10 protein-coding genes are annotated in these 15,858 nt (G+C 59.6%); 4 read left to right on the top strand and 6 right to left on the bottom strand.

Annotation, left to right across the window (positions count from 1 at the left end; all coding sequences use genetic code 11):
- Positions 1-250 precede the first annotated feature (250 nt).
- Together THTE_RS17450 and THTE_RS17445 are read left to right on the top strand one after the other, a co-directional pair.
- Positions 251-1,378 carry a polysaccharide biosynthesis/export family protein gene (locus THTE_RS17450; RefSeq protein WP_168175890.1) on the top strand — a complete coding sequence of 376 codons (1,128 nt, stop codon included), beginning with the start codon at positions 251-253 and terminating at the stop codon, positions 1,376-1,378.
- 127 nt (positions 1,379-1,505) lie between these two features.
- Positions 1,506-2,981: a hypothetical protein gene (locus THTE_RS17445; RefSeq protein ID WP_095416645.1), complete on the top strand. Its 1,476-nt coding sequence runs from the start codon at positions 1,506-1,508 to the stop codon at positions 2,979-2,981.
- On the opposite strand, the gene THTE_RS17440 is transcribed toward THTE_RS17445, so the two are convergent.
- From THTE_RS17440 to THTE_RS17425, 4 genes are all read right to left on the bottom strand, one after another.
- Complete coding sequence (locus tag THTE_RS17440) at positions 2,975-4,138, bottom strand: glycosyltransferase (RefSeq protein WP_095416644.1); 1,164 nt, start codon at positions 4,136-4,138, stop codon at positions 2,975-2,977. The two genes, THTE_RS17445 and THTE_RS17440, sit on opposite strands and share 7 nt — an antisense overlap.
- A gap of 75 nt (positions 4,139-4,213) precedes the next feature.
- Positions 4,214-4,444: a DUF2905 domain-containing protein gene (locus THTE_RS17435; RefSeq protein ID WP_207651736.1), complete on the bottom strand. Its 231-nt coding sequence runs from the start codon at positions 4,442-4,444 to the stop codon at positions 4,214-4,216.
- Between the two features lie 124 nt (positions 4,445-4,568).
- On the bottom strand, positions 4,569-5,420 hold the full coding sequence (gene thiD / locus THTE_RS17430) for a bifunctional hydroxymethylpyrimidine kinase/phosphomethylpyrimidine kinase (protein ID WP_237260168.1): 852 nt from the start codon (positions 5,418-5,420) through the stop codon (positions 4,569-4,571).
- 1,074 nt (positions 5,421-6,494) lie between these two features.
- The gene (locus THTE_RS17425; protein WP_095416643.1) at positions 6,495-7,601 is read right to left on the bottom strand and encodes an aldo/keto reductase; all 1,107 of its coding nucleotides are present in this window, start codon (positions 7,599-7,601) and stop codon (positions 6,495-6,497) included.
- 371 nt (positions 7,602-7,972) lie between these two features.
- On the opposite strand from THTE_RS17425, the gene THTE_RS17420 reads away from it, so the two are divergent.
- The gene (locus THTE_RS17420; RefSeq protein ID WP_095416642.1) at positions 7,973-11,953 is read left to right on the top strand and encodes a glycosyl hydrolase; all 3,981 of its coding nucleotides are present in this window, start codon (positions 7,973-7,975) and stop codon (positions 11,951-11,953) included.
- 444 nt (positions 11,954-12,397) lie between these two features.
- On the opposite strand, the gene ligA is transcribed toward THTE_RS17420, so the two are convergent.
- Together ligA and THTE_RS17410 are read right to left on the bottom strand one after the other, a co-directional pair.
- Positions 12,398-14,410 (bottom strand): NAD-dependent DNA ligase LigA, encoded by a 2,013-nt coding sequence (ligA, locus tag THTE_RS17415; RefSeq protein WP_095416641.1) that lies wholly within the window; start codon positions 14,408-14,410, stop codon positions 12,398-12,400.
- A gap of 222 nt (positions 14,411-14,632) precedes the next feature.
- On the bottom strand, positions 14,633-15,016 hold the full coding sequence (locus THTE_RS17410; RefSeq protein ID WP_095416640.1) for a cupin domain-containing protein: 384 nt from the start codon (positions 15,014-15,016) through the stop codon (positions 14,633-14,635).
- A gap of 403 nt (positions 15,017-15,419) precedes the next feature.
- Here THTE_RS17410 and THTE_RS17400 point away from each other — a divergent pair, with 403 nt between their 5' ends.
- Positions 15,420-15,614, top strand: a complete 195-nt coding sequence (locus tag THTE_RS17400) for a hypothetical protein (protein ID WP_095416638.1) — start codon at positions 15,420-15,422, stop codon at positions 15,612-15,614.
- Positions 15,615-15,858 lie beyond the last annotated feature (244 nt).

The raw sequence follows: 15,858 nt of genomic DNA, 5'->3' as shown, positions 1-15,858 counted from the left end.
CAAGACACGGAAGTGGACGTGACAGACACGTGCCTCGAACATGCTGGCAAGGGGCGGATCTGTGGTGTCCGAGGAAGAGTGGCCGAAGCTTCAATCGCCACCCGACGACCGGCTTGAGAACTCCGAGAAATTTCCACCAAGTTTTTGGAAAACTTTGCCGATTATTCCGACAGCGACGACTACGGCAGAATTGCCGAGAATGACGGTTTTGTCGAAGCGATTCCGGCTCGCTTCACCCCACGAGGGCCCCATGCGAACCATGAAACACCGTTGCCATAATGCCCCTCAATACCCCAGGCAACTCAAATATCCCGGCTTGACGGGCCGAACGGTCCTCTGGCTCGCCCTTTGCAGTTGCCTGGGTTTGCTCTCTTCTCCAGGTTGCCGAACGATGGACTTCTATGACCGCGGCTTGGAGCAGAGGGCCGCCCAGCCGGAGCTCGAACCGCCGCGGGAGCTGGCCAAGGTTTCTCTGCCCGCTTACCGCCTGGAACCGCCGGACGTCGTGCAGATTGAGGTCCCCAAGATGGTTCCCCTGCCCCCCTACCGGCTGGAAGTGTATGACGTACTTCAAATTGACGTCATCGGCACGCTCATTGATCAGCCCATCAGCGGCTACTACATGGTGGAGGCGGAAGGGACGGTGAATCTCGGTCCGGCTTATGGCTCCGTGCGGGTGGTGGGAATGACGGTGGCGGAAGCCCGCTGGGCCATTGAGGCCCATCTGCGGCAGATTCTGCGGGCACCGGAGGTCTCGGTGCAACTTGCGCGGGCGAGTGGCCTCCAACCAATCAGCGGGGTCTATCTGGTGTCCCCGGATGGCACGATCAACCTCCGGCAATATGGGGCGGTGTATGTGGCGGGGCTGACGATCCCGGAAGCCCGCGAGGCCATCCGCCGCCATCTCAGCCAGTTTCTGGATTCCCCCGAGGTGTCTCTGGAGGTGCTGGCTTATAACAGCAAGGTGTATTACGTGATCACAGAGGGACCGGGAGAAGACGACAGCGTGATCCGCCTGCCCTGCACGGGCAACGAGACGGTGCTCGACGCGATCGCCCAGGTGGGCGGGATTTCGCAGGTCTCCAGCAAGCGGATCTGGATTGCCCGACCGTCCCCCGCAGGGACGGGCTGCGAACAGATTCTGCCGGTGGACTGGAATGCCATCACCCGGGGCGGAAACACGGCGACGAACTATCAGATTTTGCCCGGGGATCGGATTTTCATTGCCCACGATGACATGATCGCTTTCAGTACGTGGATCGACAAGATGGTATCGCCGGTGGAGCGGCTGTTCGGGTTCACGGGATTGGGGGCCTCGACAGTTCGCTCGCTGCAGACCATGGGCCGTGGATATAACCGCACCCGCAGCGGATTCTGAGGTTTGACGTGACGAGCTAACCGCATGCATTTGGCAAGACCACCGAGAGGGTTGCTGTCCTAGCGAATTGCAGATGGAGAAATAAACGCCCATGACATGGATGGTTGGGAAAATGGAGCGGAGAGGGATGTTGTGGCGATCGGCGGGGGTTTTCTGTGTGATGGCTGGTTTGACGGCTGGCCCTGCGCCGGGGGCCATCGCCCAAACTCTTTACGGGTGTCCCACCTGCCAGGCGAATGTGCAGTTCTTTGGGCACTACCCCACGCGTTGGCGGCCGTGGCCGGGAGAAACTCGGCCGGACATCCATTTTCCGCAATCGATCGGCGCGGAGCCGATCAAGCGGCCAGCCGGTGAGACTCCGCCCGTTCTCCCCCACGAGAAATTGGAGCCTATCATTCCCAAGCCGGGCCAGGCGTTTCCCGAACCCGCTCCCTTGGAGCCGGCCGTTCCTCCTCCTGATCTTCCCGGTGGAGTTGGGTCCGGGGAAATGCAAAACCAACAGATTCCGCCGGCTGGGACGGGAGTTCCCGCACCCATGGATAAAGCCAATCCTCCGGCCGCTTCCCCGTTCCAAACCGAGCCCGCGCCGACCCCACCGCTGCCGCCGTCACAAGGATTACCCGGTCCAGGGGCGCAGCCGCCCGCTCCACTTCCGCAGGGAGCACCACCGGTACCTTCCCCGACTCCTGCGGCGCCACCGACGCCGGGTGGTTCTCCCGAAGGCGCTTCATCCGTCATCTTTCCCGACGGGCCGGCCCTTTCCGCCCGAATTCCAATCGGTAGCGATGCCACCGTCGTGCCACCGGCCACCACACAGATTCTGCTACCATCGTCGAGGACGGCAGTTCCTCTGGCGAATGCGACGTCGGGTGCGCCGCTGGTGGTCACCAACCCGACAGTCACCCCGGCAGCCCCGCCAGGCGCAAGCCCAAGGATTGACCCTGCTCCGGATAAACTGGCTGTGAGTCGCGTGCCGGCTCTTCCCGGACAGGTGCTGGGAACGGCTACCAGTCCTATTCCTCAGCGTCCGGTGCTGCCGGAGTCCCCGCCCTCCCCGGCCGGCTTTACGGTGGCAGCCTCTGTGAACACTCCGCCGGCTGTGTCCCCGCCGGCTGTGTCGGACATAGTGTGGGCGGAGGATTCATCGCCGGCGCGGTCGGTCTCACCGTCCGGCTACATCACGGCGAGCACCACAGCGCCGGCAGGCGTGGGGACCGCTCTCTCCACGGCGTCTGAACAGGGGGGCCCGGCACACCACACAACGCCGGCGCTGGGTGGCTATTGTCCCGTCGAACTGGTGGAAAACGAGTCCTGGATGAAAGGGGAAGAACGATTCGCGGTGGAATATCGTGGGCAGGTCTACTTCTGTGCCGGTGCCGCTCAGAAGCGCAAATTCCAGACGAATCCGGAGCGGTATGCCCCGGTTCTTGACGGCAAAGACCCTGTGGTGTTTTTCGACCAGGGCATTCGGGTGGATGGCAAGATCGAGCACTGCGTGGTGTATGATGGACGTCTATACATGTTCTCCGGGATTCAGTCCCTGGCTCGTTTCCGACAGAATCCTCAGCGGTACGCGCAGCTGGCACTGAGAACGAGTCAGTGAGCGTTTTCTCTCGTGAGACGGTCTAAAAGCGCTGCCGTCTGCTCCACCATCCGCGATGCAGCGAAACGCTCACAGGCATATGCTCGGGCCCGTTCTCCCCAGCCACAGCGAGCGCTGGGATCCAGTTGGAGTGATTGGGCGAGCGCATCCCGTAAAGCGGTTACGTCATCCGGCGGTACCAGGCGGACTACAGAGGACTTGTCTTGCAGTCCCTCGAATAGTTCAGGGATTCCGCCCGCTGTGGAGGCGATCACCGGGAGCCCCAGAAGGAGGGCTTCCATCACCGCGCCCCCGAGGCCTTCCTGCCGGGATGGAAAAACGAAGAGATCAGCCCCTGCCATGAGGTCGAGCACGTCCTCGCGGAACCCCGCCAGCAGAGCGCGGCCGTCCAGCCCCAGCGCGTGAATGTGGGCTTCCAGAGCACAGCGCTCTTCCCCATCACCGACCAGCACGAGCAAACTTCCCGGAAAGGCCGGTGCCACGGCGGCAAAGGCCTCGAGAAGATCTCTCTGTCCTTTGGCGGGAGTGAGCTTTCCCACGTGCAGAATGAAGACCACTGAATCAGCTTCCGGTGACAGGTCGAACAGTTTCCGGAGCTTCTCGCGTCCGCGTTGTTTGTCCGCGGTAGCCAGGCGTCGAGGGTCCACGCCGTCATGGATCACAGCGATCCGCGAGGAGGCGATTCCCGCCGCCTGGCATGCTGCCGCCGAAGCCCGCGAGGGACACACCACGCAGTGGAGCCCCCATCGATAAAGCCGTCCCGATCGAAGGGGGAAGATTGTCCGTCGGGCACCCACGCGGACCAGCCGCAATCCAAAGGCGGCCACAAGTCCATGAAGAATGGCGTGGGGATCGTTCATCCAGAGAATGCGTGGGCGAAAATCTCGCAGGATTCGGCGAAACTGCCACCAGGCCCGGGGGTTTCGTCCGCGGCCGGGTAGGGCTGTCACCGCCTGTCCCACTTCCGCAAGAGACCTGGCCAAGCGGCTTTGGGCAGGGGCCGCGGTGAGGACGGTCCAGCCCGAATTCGCTAGGCCTTCGGCCAGCAGGCGAAGCTGCTCCTCGCCACCTCCCCATGTCACCTGACTGGAGAAAAGCACAATCCGCCGGGTGCTTTGGGTTGGCGATCGGGCGCCTTGTGGGTGGGATTGTACCATTCGGGAAGTGTTGGTCCTCCTCTCGCGAGTTGCTATGGAAACGGCCTAACCTGAAACGATCGGTGCATCCGTGACTTACCGCATGAGGCGAAGCACCACGTTGAGCACAAGGGTGAGCACAATACTCAAAAGGATGCAGGTTGTGATGGGAAAATAAAACGACCAGCGCTCACCGCGGATGTGGATATCGCCCGGCAATCGTCCCACCTGCAAAGGCACGAAGTGAAGCAGCCAGAGAATTCCGCCCAGGACCATCACCACCAGGCCCAGCAGAATCAGCATCTTTCCCACTGATGAGAGGTCCATCGGCCGATCTCCTCAAAACACTTGCACGTTCATGGAACGGTCTTGCTGCCCGACGGGTAGCACGTCCTAGCTCTGCGGCCTCACGTTGCCGTCAGGCCACTCACAGCTCCGTCCATCTTTGAGTTTATGCGCGGCGCTCTCCAGGAGGAATCGGGACGTGGAGATTCATCGGCTGAAAGCCACTGGCCACGGCGGCCGCCTGCTGAAGCGCATGCGTGACGAAACTTTTTGCCACGTCGATGGCTTCCACCAGTTCTTTACCCTGCGCCAGCAGTGCCGTGATGGCCGCCGAGAACACGCAGCCAGAGCCGTGCGTTTGAGCCTGGGGAACGAGTTCACGATGGAACCACACGAAGCGACCATCGGAAAAGAGGACGTCTACGGCCTCGCCATCGACCCCCGGTCCTTTAACCAGCACGTGCCGGGAGCCCCACTGGGCAATGGTGGCTGCGGCCTTCTCCAATGCGCGTAGGTCGGAGATGCTCGTTCCCGTGAGCAATTCCGCTTCGCGGAGGTTCGGCGTGAGCAATGTCGCAAGGGGGAACAGAAGGTCCCGCATGGCCTGCACGCCGTCCTCGTTGAGGAGGGGGCTGCCACTCTTGCTGAGAATTACAGGATCGACAACGAGCGGACAGGAGAGTGCCTGAAGGCGGTCGGCCACCGCGGTGATGATCTCCGGCGTGCCCAAAGCGCCGGTCTTGACTGCCTGCGGGAGAAATTCTTCTGTCACCGCGTCCCACTGGGCAAGGACGAACTGGGGTTGCAGCGTTTGGATGGCCCAAACGCCCCGGCTGTTCTGCGCCGTAAGGAGTGTCACGACGCTCGCTCCGTAGACCCCAAAATGGTGGAAGGTCTTCAAGTCCGCCTGCAGACCGGCCCCACCGGAAGAATCGGAGCCGGCCACCGTCACAGCCACGGGAATATTGGGGAGATTCGTCGTCACCTCGCGCTCCTGTCGTTGAACTTGGTTTCTCAAACGGCATGTACTCTTATAAGAGAGCGCAGCGACAGAGCCGAGTCAAGGGTTCCCCCGTCCTGACCGAGCCCTATTTTGTCCCCGCCTCCGGGAGAGTCATGCGCCTGTCAATCTCGGCACAGTGTTAAGAGGGGTGAGATTCAGCCCGGAGGGATGTGGCTGCCACGTCCGCATTCCGCGGGTTAAACGGTAGGGGCAATTCATGAATTGCCCCTACCAACGTCGGAGGGACCCGCTTGTCGGGTCCGTATTTCGCAGGTATGCGCTTGTCAGGTCCGCTTTTCTATGATGGATGATCCGCTTCCTTTCTGTGGGCACGACAAGCGTGCCCCTCCGATTTTCAGAAAGCGCTTCGCGGGGAAACATTGCTTCGGAGGGACCTGCTTGTCAGGTCCGTTTATCAACGTTCGATCATGAACTCCGTTTCAGCGGGGACTGAAGTCCCGCGCGGAAAGCGGGGCTAAAGCCCCGCACTCCATATGGAGTGCGGCGATTTATCGCCGCTTTTTCGTGAAGGCTTTAGCCTTCACAACCTTGCCGTTTACGGTCCTTTGCCGCGACCACGAGAGCGCACTGGTAGGGGCAATTCATGAATTGCCCCTACCAAGGCTTACGAATCTCACGTGTCCAAGCGTGTTGGAACTCGTGTAAGAGCTCTCTTGGAGCTATCCTGCGTGTTACGGCGGGCACGACAAGCGTGCCCCTCCGATTTTCAGAAACCGCTTCGCGGGGAAACATTGCTTCGGAGGGACCCGCTCGTCAGGTCCGCGTAATTGGAGGGACCCGCTTGTCGGGTCCGTCATTCAACGTTGGATCATCCATTCCCTTTCGCCGGGGACTGAAGTCCCGCGCGGAAAGCGGGGCTGAAGCCCCGCACTCCACATATGAAGTCCACTGGTTAACCTTGGATGATCTATCCCACTTCACCGGGCACGACAAGCGTGCCCCTCCGAAGGTGCAGGAACGAAAAACGCTTCGCCCGTACCTTTTGCGTGGGCGAGGATAAAGGATCAAAAAATCTTTCGCCCGTACTGATTACAAAGAAATCTGGAGGAATAGAAAGACGTCAGAATCCTACACGTATTCCCAGTCTTTAAGCCAGCGATAATGATAGGGCAGCTCGGCCCAGACGCGGTCCATCTCCCGTTCCAGCAGGGCCTTTTCTTCCTGATCTAGTTCGCGACGTTCTTTGACGGCCAGCGCGACGTTGTCCACCTGTTCGGGCGTGATCATTCCCGGGATGGGGGCCGTGATCGCGGGATTGCTAAGGATGTAACGAATGGTCAGCCGGGCGAGGCGGTCATCTTCCTCCCGATACGGGCTGTTGGGTGAGCTGTCTCCCTTAAAGAGGGAACCGCTGGCGAATGGCTTGATGCCGAACCAGCCGACATCCTGCTTTTGCATGGTGGCCCACAGACCGGTTTCGTCGGTGACGACCTTCGTCTTGGCGGTGTACGGTGTGCAGATCACCTCTAATTGATCGGGATACTTTTCAAGCAGCATCTTGATGTGGGGACGATCGTGAGAGGAAATACCCGTGAATCGGGCCCGACCTGTCTTTTTGGCCCATTCCAGGGCGGCAATCACGGCCTCGATTTCGGCCTCGGTGTGGCGGCTGCTCTGCTCGTGGCAGGTGATTCGCCAGATATCGACGTAATCCAGGCCTGCCTCTTTCAATCCCATATCGAGGCTCTGCTTGAGCTTTTCGAGGGTCCGCCACTCGGCAAAGCGAACTTCCCGCTGATACCAGGAATAACCCAGGTACATCTTATCTCGGCGGCCTTTCAATGCCCGGGCATACGCCAGGACTTCCTGGCCGGTGCACGCGTCGATGTAATTGATGCCGCGCTCAATGCATCGGGTAACCACATCGTAGCGATTTTTCTGGAAGTCTGGATCGTCGATGGCTGCCCCCAGCCAGTTTCCGCCCTGGAAAGAATTGGGGACAACTTTGTTGAGACGTTTCCAGTGTCCCCCGAGACACACGGCGGAAATCATCAGATTGGTCTTTCCGCAGCGGCGATATTCCATCTCGGGGTTGTAATTGAGGATCTTGCTGGTATCCACATTCTCGGGATTGCCAGCCTTCACCGTGAAGGTCCCCTGGAACCCCAGAGCGGTGCTGGCCGCCGCAGCGACGGTCCCCTGGACGAATTCGCGCCGATTGAGTTCACCTGCCATGATTGAGTCCCTCCCCAATAACTGGCCAGTTCAAATGTACCTCCCTGTCGCACAGTGCCAGCCACTGGCAAACGGTATCCCTTCACCGCAGACGCCTGGTATGGTAATACGCGGATCGGTGAAATGTCAATTGAGCGCCGGCGCGGGAGGAGTGTGAGAATCTTAATGATCAGCCGTGCGTGTATTCGCCGGGCGTTGTGCGGTCCTCGCGAGGCCACATAATCCCCGGTTTGCCCTCCCCGGTGCAGGCCAGCCTTCCTTTCGCCCGCTTGATTTGGCGAACGATTTGAAGAAAATCGACGGCGGCTGGGGGATTTCTTCCCAGCCATGATAGCCAAATACCCAAATCTGTTTAAAGTCAGGAGTGCGTTATGCGCCGCTTTGTGCCGCTGCTGACCGCCGTGGTGGGTTTTGGGTTGCTGATATCAACGTCAGTTTGGGGGCAGGTCGTGTCGCCCCAGCCGGATTCCACCAGCACAATTCGCAACATGTTTTCCGGGGTAAATCCTTTGTATCGGCCCTGGGTGTACTGGTTCTGGCTGAATGGCAATCTCAGTCGCGAGGGAATTGAGGCGGACCTTCAGGCCATGCAGGAGGCTGGCATCGGCGGCGTTCTGATCATGGAAGTCGATCAGGGCACGCCGCCCGGTTCGGTGCGGTTTGGTTCCCAGGAGTGGCAGGAGCTGTTCTACTTCATGCTTGCTCAGGCGGCCAAGAGGCAAATCCGTGTCAACATGAACAATGATGCCGGATGGACGGGCAGCGGAGGACCATGGATCAAGCCAGAACAGGCGATGCAGCGGATTGTGTGGTCTGAGGTCACGGTGGATGGACCGCGGACCGGAGAAATCGCTCTCCCTCAGCCGCCGGTTGTTGAAAATTATTACCGCGATGTTGCCGTGCTGGCATTTCCGCGTCCTTCCAATCCTGCCCGGATCGACGGAATCGCTTACAAGTCGCTGGCCCAGGTGCCCGGTGGCACCCTTGTGGTCCCCGGGGAAGTTCCCGAGCCACCGGCCGAGCAGGTCATCTCACCAGAAAAGATCGTCGATCTAACCGGCAAGATGGATGCCGGAGGCCGGCTCCAATGGAACGTACCGGAAGGTAAATGGACCATCCTCCGTTTCGGTCACACGCCGACCGGTGCCCGCAATCACCCTTCTCCTGAGGAAGGACGTGGGCTGGAATGCGACAAGCTCAGCCCGGAGGGTGCGGACGCGGCGTTCGAGGGATTGATCGGCCGGCTGTTGAAAAACCGGCCGGAAAATCTTCCCTCTGCAGCCAGGATTATCAGAACCCATATCGATAGCTGGGAAGTGGGCTCGCAGAACTGGACCCCCCGTACGCCCGAAGAGTTCGCCCGCCGACGAGGTTATGATCTCCGTCCCTACTTGCCAGTGATTGCAGGCTACGTGGTGGGCAGCCGGGAGATTTCCGAAAGGTTTCTCTGGGATTTCCGTCAGACAATCGGGGAACTGGTTCTCGATAATTACGCGGGACGATTCCGCAGCCTGGCCAGAAAAAATGGTCTGAGCCTGACCATCGAGGCTTACACGAGCTGCCCTGTGGACGAGCTCGCATACGCCGGTCGGGCGGACGAGCCTATGGGCGAGTTCTGGTCCTGGTCGAAATACGGAGCGGCCTTCAGTTGCACCGAAATGGCCTCCGCTGCACACGTGTACGGCACGAAGGTGGTGGGAGCCGAGGCTTTCACGGCTACCGATGCCGAACGCTGGCTGGGACATCCCGGCAATATTAAGGAACTGGGCGACTGGGCGTTTTGCGAAGGAATCAATCGCTTTGTCTTTCACCGCTATGCGATGCAACCGTGGACCAACCCACCGCGGATGCCCGGCATGAGTATGGGGCCGTGGGGTCTCCACTACGAGCGCACGCAAACGTGGTGGTCTTTTGTCCGACCCTGGCATGAGTACCTCACTCGGTGCCAGTACCTGCTCCAACAGGGGCTGTTCGTTGCCGACTTTTGCCTGCTTACCCCGGAGGCGGTTCCTCAAACCCTGGCTGGCCAAAACGCCATCACCCGGTTTGGGCAGCCTCGGGAGCGTGGCCCGTTCAATTACGACTTTTGTCCCCCGGAAGTTGTCCTCACCCGTATGAACGTCCAGGACGGCCGATTGGTGCTTCCGGATGGAATGAACTATGCCGTTCTCGTCCTTCCTCGTGTGGAGAGGATGACCCTGCCTCTTGTCCAGAAAATTGCTCAATTCATCAAACAGGGCGCCACGGTCATCGGCGGCCCGCCAACTAAGACGCCCGGGCTCGGTGGATATCCTGATGCTGACGCTGAGCTTCGCAAACTGGTGGAGGAAGTTTGGGGAGCAACAAAGCCCCCGGCCGAGATCACCGTGAGAAACTACGGAAGCGGCCGCGTCATTTTCGGCGGTCCGTTCTCTCCTGCGGGAGCGGCTTCGGAAAATCCCGGTTTCGCGCTGGCCCAATGGGTCTGGACCACGGAAGGCAACCCAACCAGCGCGGTCCCAGTTGGTCATCGATATTTCAGACGGGTCTTCGAACTGCCGGCGGATGCCAAAGTCAGTTCGGCGTGGTTGGTCATCACGGCAGACAATGAATTCGAATGCAAAGTGAATGGCCGGCGGGTCGGCCGTGGCGATGACTTCCACCGACCGTATCGCATCAATGTGACGGGTCATCTCCGGCCAGGAAAAAACCTCCTCGCCGTGGATGCCTTCAACGCAGCGGACTTTCCTAATCCGGCCGGACTCATCGCGGCCCTTCATCTTAGATTTGAAAACGGGCAGCAGGCAACGATTGTGACGGACAAGCAATGGGAATGGTCGGCTTCACCCCCTCCTGCCTGGGAGAGTGATCCGGCAGCCTCCGGCGATTGGAAGGTGGTCCAGGAGGTTGGTCCACTCGGAATAGCCCCCTGGGGTGATGTCAGCGATGTGGGAACGGACCCCAACCTCATTCCTGATCTGGATGAAGTTTTCGCCCTGGCGCCGAAGCTGGGCCTGATTCCCGATTTCCGCTACGAAACAACTTCGGGCGAAGAGGCCCTTCGTTACATCCACCGGCGAATCGACGATATCGACGTTTACTTCGTTGCCAACAAAACCGGCCACCCGGTTCACGCCTCATGCTTTTTCCGGGTGAAGGGCAAGCGACCGGAACTGTGGTATCCCGAGACCGGAAAAACCGTGGAGCTGGTCGCCCCCTACCGGACGACCGAAGAAGGCACAGAGCTTGCGCTGAACCTCGAGGGCTATGAATCGGTCTTCGTGGTGTTCACTCCAAATCCTCCGGTTCCCGAGTATATCGTGAGCATTCTCCACGAGGGCCGCGAAGTACTTTGGCCCAAGCAGCAACAGGGCACCATCCTCATCCGCAAGGCCCTTTATGGTGTTTTGGATGATCCCCAAAGGACCAGGGATGTGACGGAAAAAATCCAGCGGTGGGTTAACGAAGGGCGGTTGAGGTTTCAGGTTGCGGAGCTTGCCCGAGATGATGACCCTGCTTATTTGATTGTCAAGCGTCTGATTGTGGATTATGAAGTGGACGGTCAGCCCGGGCATATCGAGGCGACCGATCCTCAGACAATCCAATTTCCCAGCGCGGCCGTGCGGGAGCCGACGGTGAAACTGCTCCCGATTACGGTCGGGCGATGTGAGTTGGGTGTCTCCCAGCCGGGAAAATACACTATCAAAACGTCCCGTGGCCGGGAAATTTCGTTAACAATCCCGCAACTACCTCCCTGCCCCTCGCTTTCTGGAAAATGGGAGTTGCGGTTCTTCCCGGGGTCGCCTCAGTCCAAGTCGATCACGCTGGAGAAGCTGATCTCATGGACGGAGTTCCCGGAGCCCGAGTACCGCTACTATTCAGGCCGGGCCGTGTATTCCACGGAAATATATGTCGAGTCCGTGCCTCGAAGCCCCGCACGAGAAAACTGGAGTGTGGAGCTGGACTTGGGTGAGGTGCAGGTGGCGGCCCAGGTCTCCGTCAACGGAAAGCCTGTGGGGATTCTGTGGCATCCGCCGTATCGCATCAATATCGGAAAGCATCTCGCGCCGGGCGCGAATACACTGGAAATCGAGGTCGCCAACCTGTGGATCAACCGCATGATCGGAGACGAACAACTGCCGGAGGATTCCGAACGAAATCCAAACGGAACGCTCAAGCGCTGGCCCGATTGGCTGCTCCGCGGAGAGCCGTCTCCCACCGGCCGACAAACTTTCACCACCTGGCGATTGTGGAAAAAGGACGATCCGCTTCAGCCGTCGGGTCTCCTCGGACCGGTGCAAATTCGTCAGTGGGTACCGGTGCTTATTTCGCTGGAATACCAAAGGCCGGAGGAGAGGCAGCTTTTTGAATGAAAGGCTCGCCCGATTCTGCGAAACTGCCAGATGACAGACAGTCACAGTTAACGTGTTGTCGAGGCGATTCTTGAATCGCCCGACCAGTGGCCTTTGGGAAAAACCTACGGCGTACCACGGGCACAATGTGTTGTAGGGGCAAGTCATGAATTGCCCCTACCGCGTAATCAGGAGAACGCCGGACGTGACAGGCACGTCCCTCCGGAAAGGGTCGGAGGGGCACGCTTGTCGTGCCCGGTGAATGGGAAAATGGGTGATCGAGCGTGAAATGGCGGACGTGACAAGCACGTCCCTCCACGTATGGACGTGACGAGCACGCCCCTTCGAAGGCATCTCCCTCCGGGCTGAATCTCGGCTCCGCACGGACCTGTGCGGTGGTCTGCCTCCCCAGCAGCGGAGAAAGAGCGGCAAGGGATGAGGCATACGCCGGACTCGGGCAGGCCGTCATCCCGGCCGCTTGCCGATCATGGCCTCGAATTGCTCTTCGGTGATCGTGGGAACACCAAGGGCCCGCGCCTTATCCAGCTTGCTGCCGGGGTTTTCCCCCACAAGCACAAAATCTGTGTTCCGCGAGACACTGGAAGCCGCATGGCCGCCCAGCCGTTCGATGAGTTCCTCGATCTCTTGCCGGCTGTAGTTTTTGAGCGTTCCCGTCACCACGATGGTCTTGCCCGCAAGCGGCTTGGGGGCGGACTCCTCCGGGACGTCCTCGGTCATCTTGACACCGCAGCGGCGGAGTTCCTCGATGATGTGCTGACCACGCTCGCTGTGCAGAAAGTCATAGACACTCCGTGCGATGATGGGGCCAATTTCGTTGATCTGTGAAAGCTCTTCCACAGTCGCCTGGCGAAGGCGGTCCATACTGCGAAAATGCCGCGCCAGAATGGCCGCCACCTTCGTTCCCACATGCCGAATGGCCAGGGCTGCTAGCAGGCGGGCCAGTCCACGGTTCTTGCTTTCCTCGATATTCTTGAGCAACTTCGTGGCCGACTTTTCCCCCATGCGTTCCAGTTTCACCAGTTGATCCTTGGTCAGATGATACAGATCGGCATAGCTGCGGACAAGCCCCTTTTCCACAAGCTGATCGATCAGCTTTTCCCCCAACCCCTCGATATCCATGGCATCGCGGCTGGCGTAATACCGCAGCCGCTCTTTAATTTGTGCCGGGCATTCGTGGTTGGGACAGCGAATGTAGACCCCGCCTTCATCCCGCACCAACGGCGTGTTGCACTCAGGACAGTGCGTGGGGAATTTGAATTTAGGCAAGGGGCGTGTGCGTTCATGCTTTTCCACCCGCACGATATGGGGGATAATTTTGCCTGCCTTTTCGACCACCACGACATCGCCAACGCGGACATCCTTACGCTCGATTTCGTCGGCGTTATGGAGGCTGGCATGGGCCACGACGGTCCCCGCCAGAAGCACCGGTTCGAGGTCGGCCACCGGCGTGACAATTCCCGTCTTTCCCACCTGCACGCGGATTTGCAGCACCCGCGTTTTGGCCTCATACTTCTCAAACTTGTAGGCCATGACCCACCGCGGGCTTTTCGCTGTGGCGCCCAGCCGCTCGCGTTGATCGAAGCGGTTCACCTTGAGGACGAGGCCGTCGATTTCGAAGTCCAGCTCATGGAGGTGCTCGATCTGCTCTTCGCAGTAAGCAATGGCTTTTTCGATATCGTCAAAACAGGCGACTCCCGGCGGGATGGGAACTCCCCAACCCTTGACCTTCTCCAGAAACTCCATGTGCGTCTTGACATCAAACCCCTCGGAATACCCCAGCCCGTGACAGATGAACCGCAGTCGCCGCTGAGCGCATATCCGGGGATCGAGAAGTCGGATGCTCCCCGCGGTAGCGTTGCGCGGATTGGCAAAGAGCGGCTCACCACGTTTTTTCTGCTCCTCGTTGAGTTTGACGAGGTCGGAGTTGGTCATGTACACCTCCCCGCGGATTTCGACCATGGGGGGATGTCCTTTTCCCAGCAGCCGCAGGGGAACCCCGCGGACGGTGCGGATGTTGTGGGTCACATCATCTCCCACAAATCCGTCGCCCCGCGTCACCCCCCGCACAAGTCGCCCATTTTCGTAGTGGATAGCCACCGCCACCCCATCGATTTTCGGCTCCACGACCCATTCCACCGGCTCGCCATTGAGGAGCTTCTGGACCCGCTGCGCGAAATTTCGCACCTCTTGGGCACTGTAGGTGTTCTCGATCGACAGCATGGGCACGCGGTGCGGGACCTGCTGGAGCGATTCGATCGGCTGCTCCCCCACACGCTGCGTGGGACTATCCGGGGTGATCAGTTCCGGGTGCGCTTCCTCGAGTTCCCGAAGCCGCTGCATCAGGCGATCGTATTCCAGGTCCGAGATTTCGGGCGAGGCCTCCACGTAGTACTTGTAATCGTGGTAGCGAATCAGTTCGCGGAGACGCTGGATTTCTTCCGCCACATTCTCGCTCATAGGGCACCCTTTTCCTGCTGGCGATCTTTGCCTATCGGAATGGAGACGTGACGTGGATTGAAAACCATCACAAAAGAGAACAACCGTCACACCGCGGTCAGACGCAAGAGACACTGTAGCAAGCAGCGGCGATGGATAAAAGCGGTGTCACGATGCAGCCGAAACTTTGTTGCGAGCAAAGGCCCGCTGCCCGACGATACATCGCACGAGCCGTGTAGGAAGTTAATCACACCCGCAGGCCACCACGCATGAAACCGCCCCACCCCGCACGGCGTTGGGGATGAGACACAAGAACCGTAGCGGTTCATGACCGGTATTGCGGAACTGATGGGGAACGCCTCCGGGGACAAACACGACCGATCCCGGCCCAATTGGGAATTCCCGGCCGTTTTGAATGACGACTCCGTGCCCCGAGAGCACAAACACCTCATGTTCGTAATGATGCTGATGGTGGGGGGTGTGTCCGCCGGGGGCCACCTCGAACTGGCGCATCGTGAAATTGGGCGCGCCATCGGGCTCTCCGATGAGGTAGCGGATTTTGCACCCCTGAGCGCCCTCCATCGTCACATCCTGGAGCGGAATTTCTTCAAAATGCACAACTTTCATGGAATGTCTCCCTGATTGGGTGCAACCCGGGCTGAAGGTCACGGTAAACTCCGCCACGGTATTCGCTCGCACCAGACTGCTGTTCCCGACGCTTCCTCGCGGGGGAGTCGCCCACCGTTCAGTCGCTTCAGTGCATTATAAACGCGCGGGAACCGAACCGTCTTTCAATGGCGGTGTCACAGACGATAACAACGCATCGGAAAAACTGGCAACGGGGTGGGCTGGGTAAAGTTTTCGGAGATATGGGCCGATTTATGAGACAGAACCGAACATCGAAGAAGCAATTTTTCCGTCTCAGATTTTTAGAGGATCGTTGTAACAAGGTCTAGAGCGTTTTCGGGCGATACCTGGTGGTCCGTCTTGAGGGAACCCCTCTCGCATTGCGGGAATGGAGGCTTCCTCGATGGCAGACCTCAAACAGCGTCGGGAAGAGATCCTGCGAGAGTTGCGGTCGGAGGCTGGCCGGGAAAGGGTTATCCAGCGACTTAAGTCGCTGATGGGGCTTCGCCCGGATCAGCCGCTTCCCAATGGGACGCCGATCGTCACCACGTTGATCCGCCTCGAACAGCAATCGCGGCCATCGTCTCGGCAGGCGTGATTGAGGCCAGCCGGGCAGCGCGGAGGAGATAGCTCTCGCGTCCCCTTTCGAGGCGGTTGCTAGGGCTTCTGCCCGGCGCGATCGAAACGCACGGTTTCGGTCGGCTGGCCCCGTGTCACCCGGGAGTGTTTGGTGGCGCTTGGGGGCCTGCTGTCCGTCATTTCACAGCAGAACTTTGGGATTGGCAGGGAAAGGAGTCCCGCCTAGGGGATGGAGGGATCGGTTGTATAACGAGCTCCCTGGC

Source organism: Thermogutta terrifontis (assembly GCF_002277955.1).
In the GTDB taxonomy this organism is placed as follows: domain Bacteria; phylum Planctomycetota; class Planctomycetia; order Pirellulales; family Thermoguttaceae; genus Thermogutta; species Thermogutta terrifontis.
The sequence above is the reverse complement of the archived record's forward strand: the minus strand, read 5'-3'. Positions and strand labels throughout refer to the sequence as shown.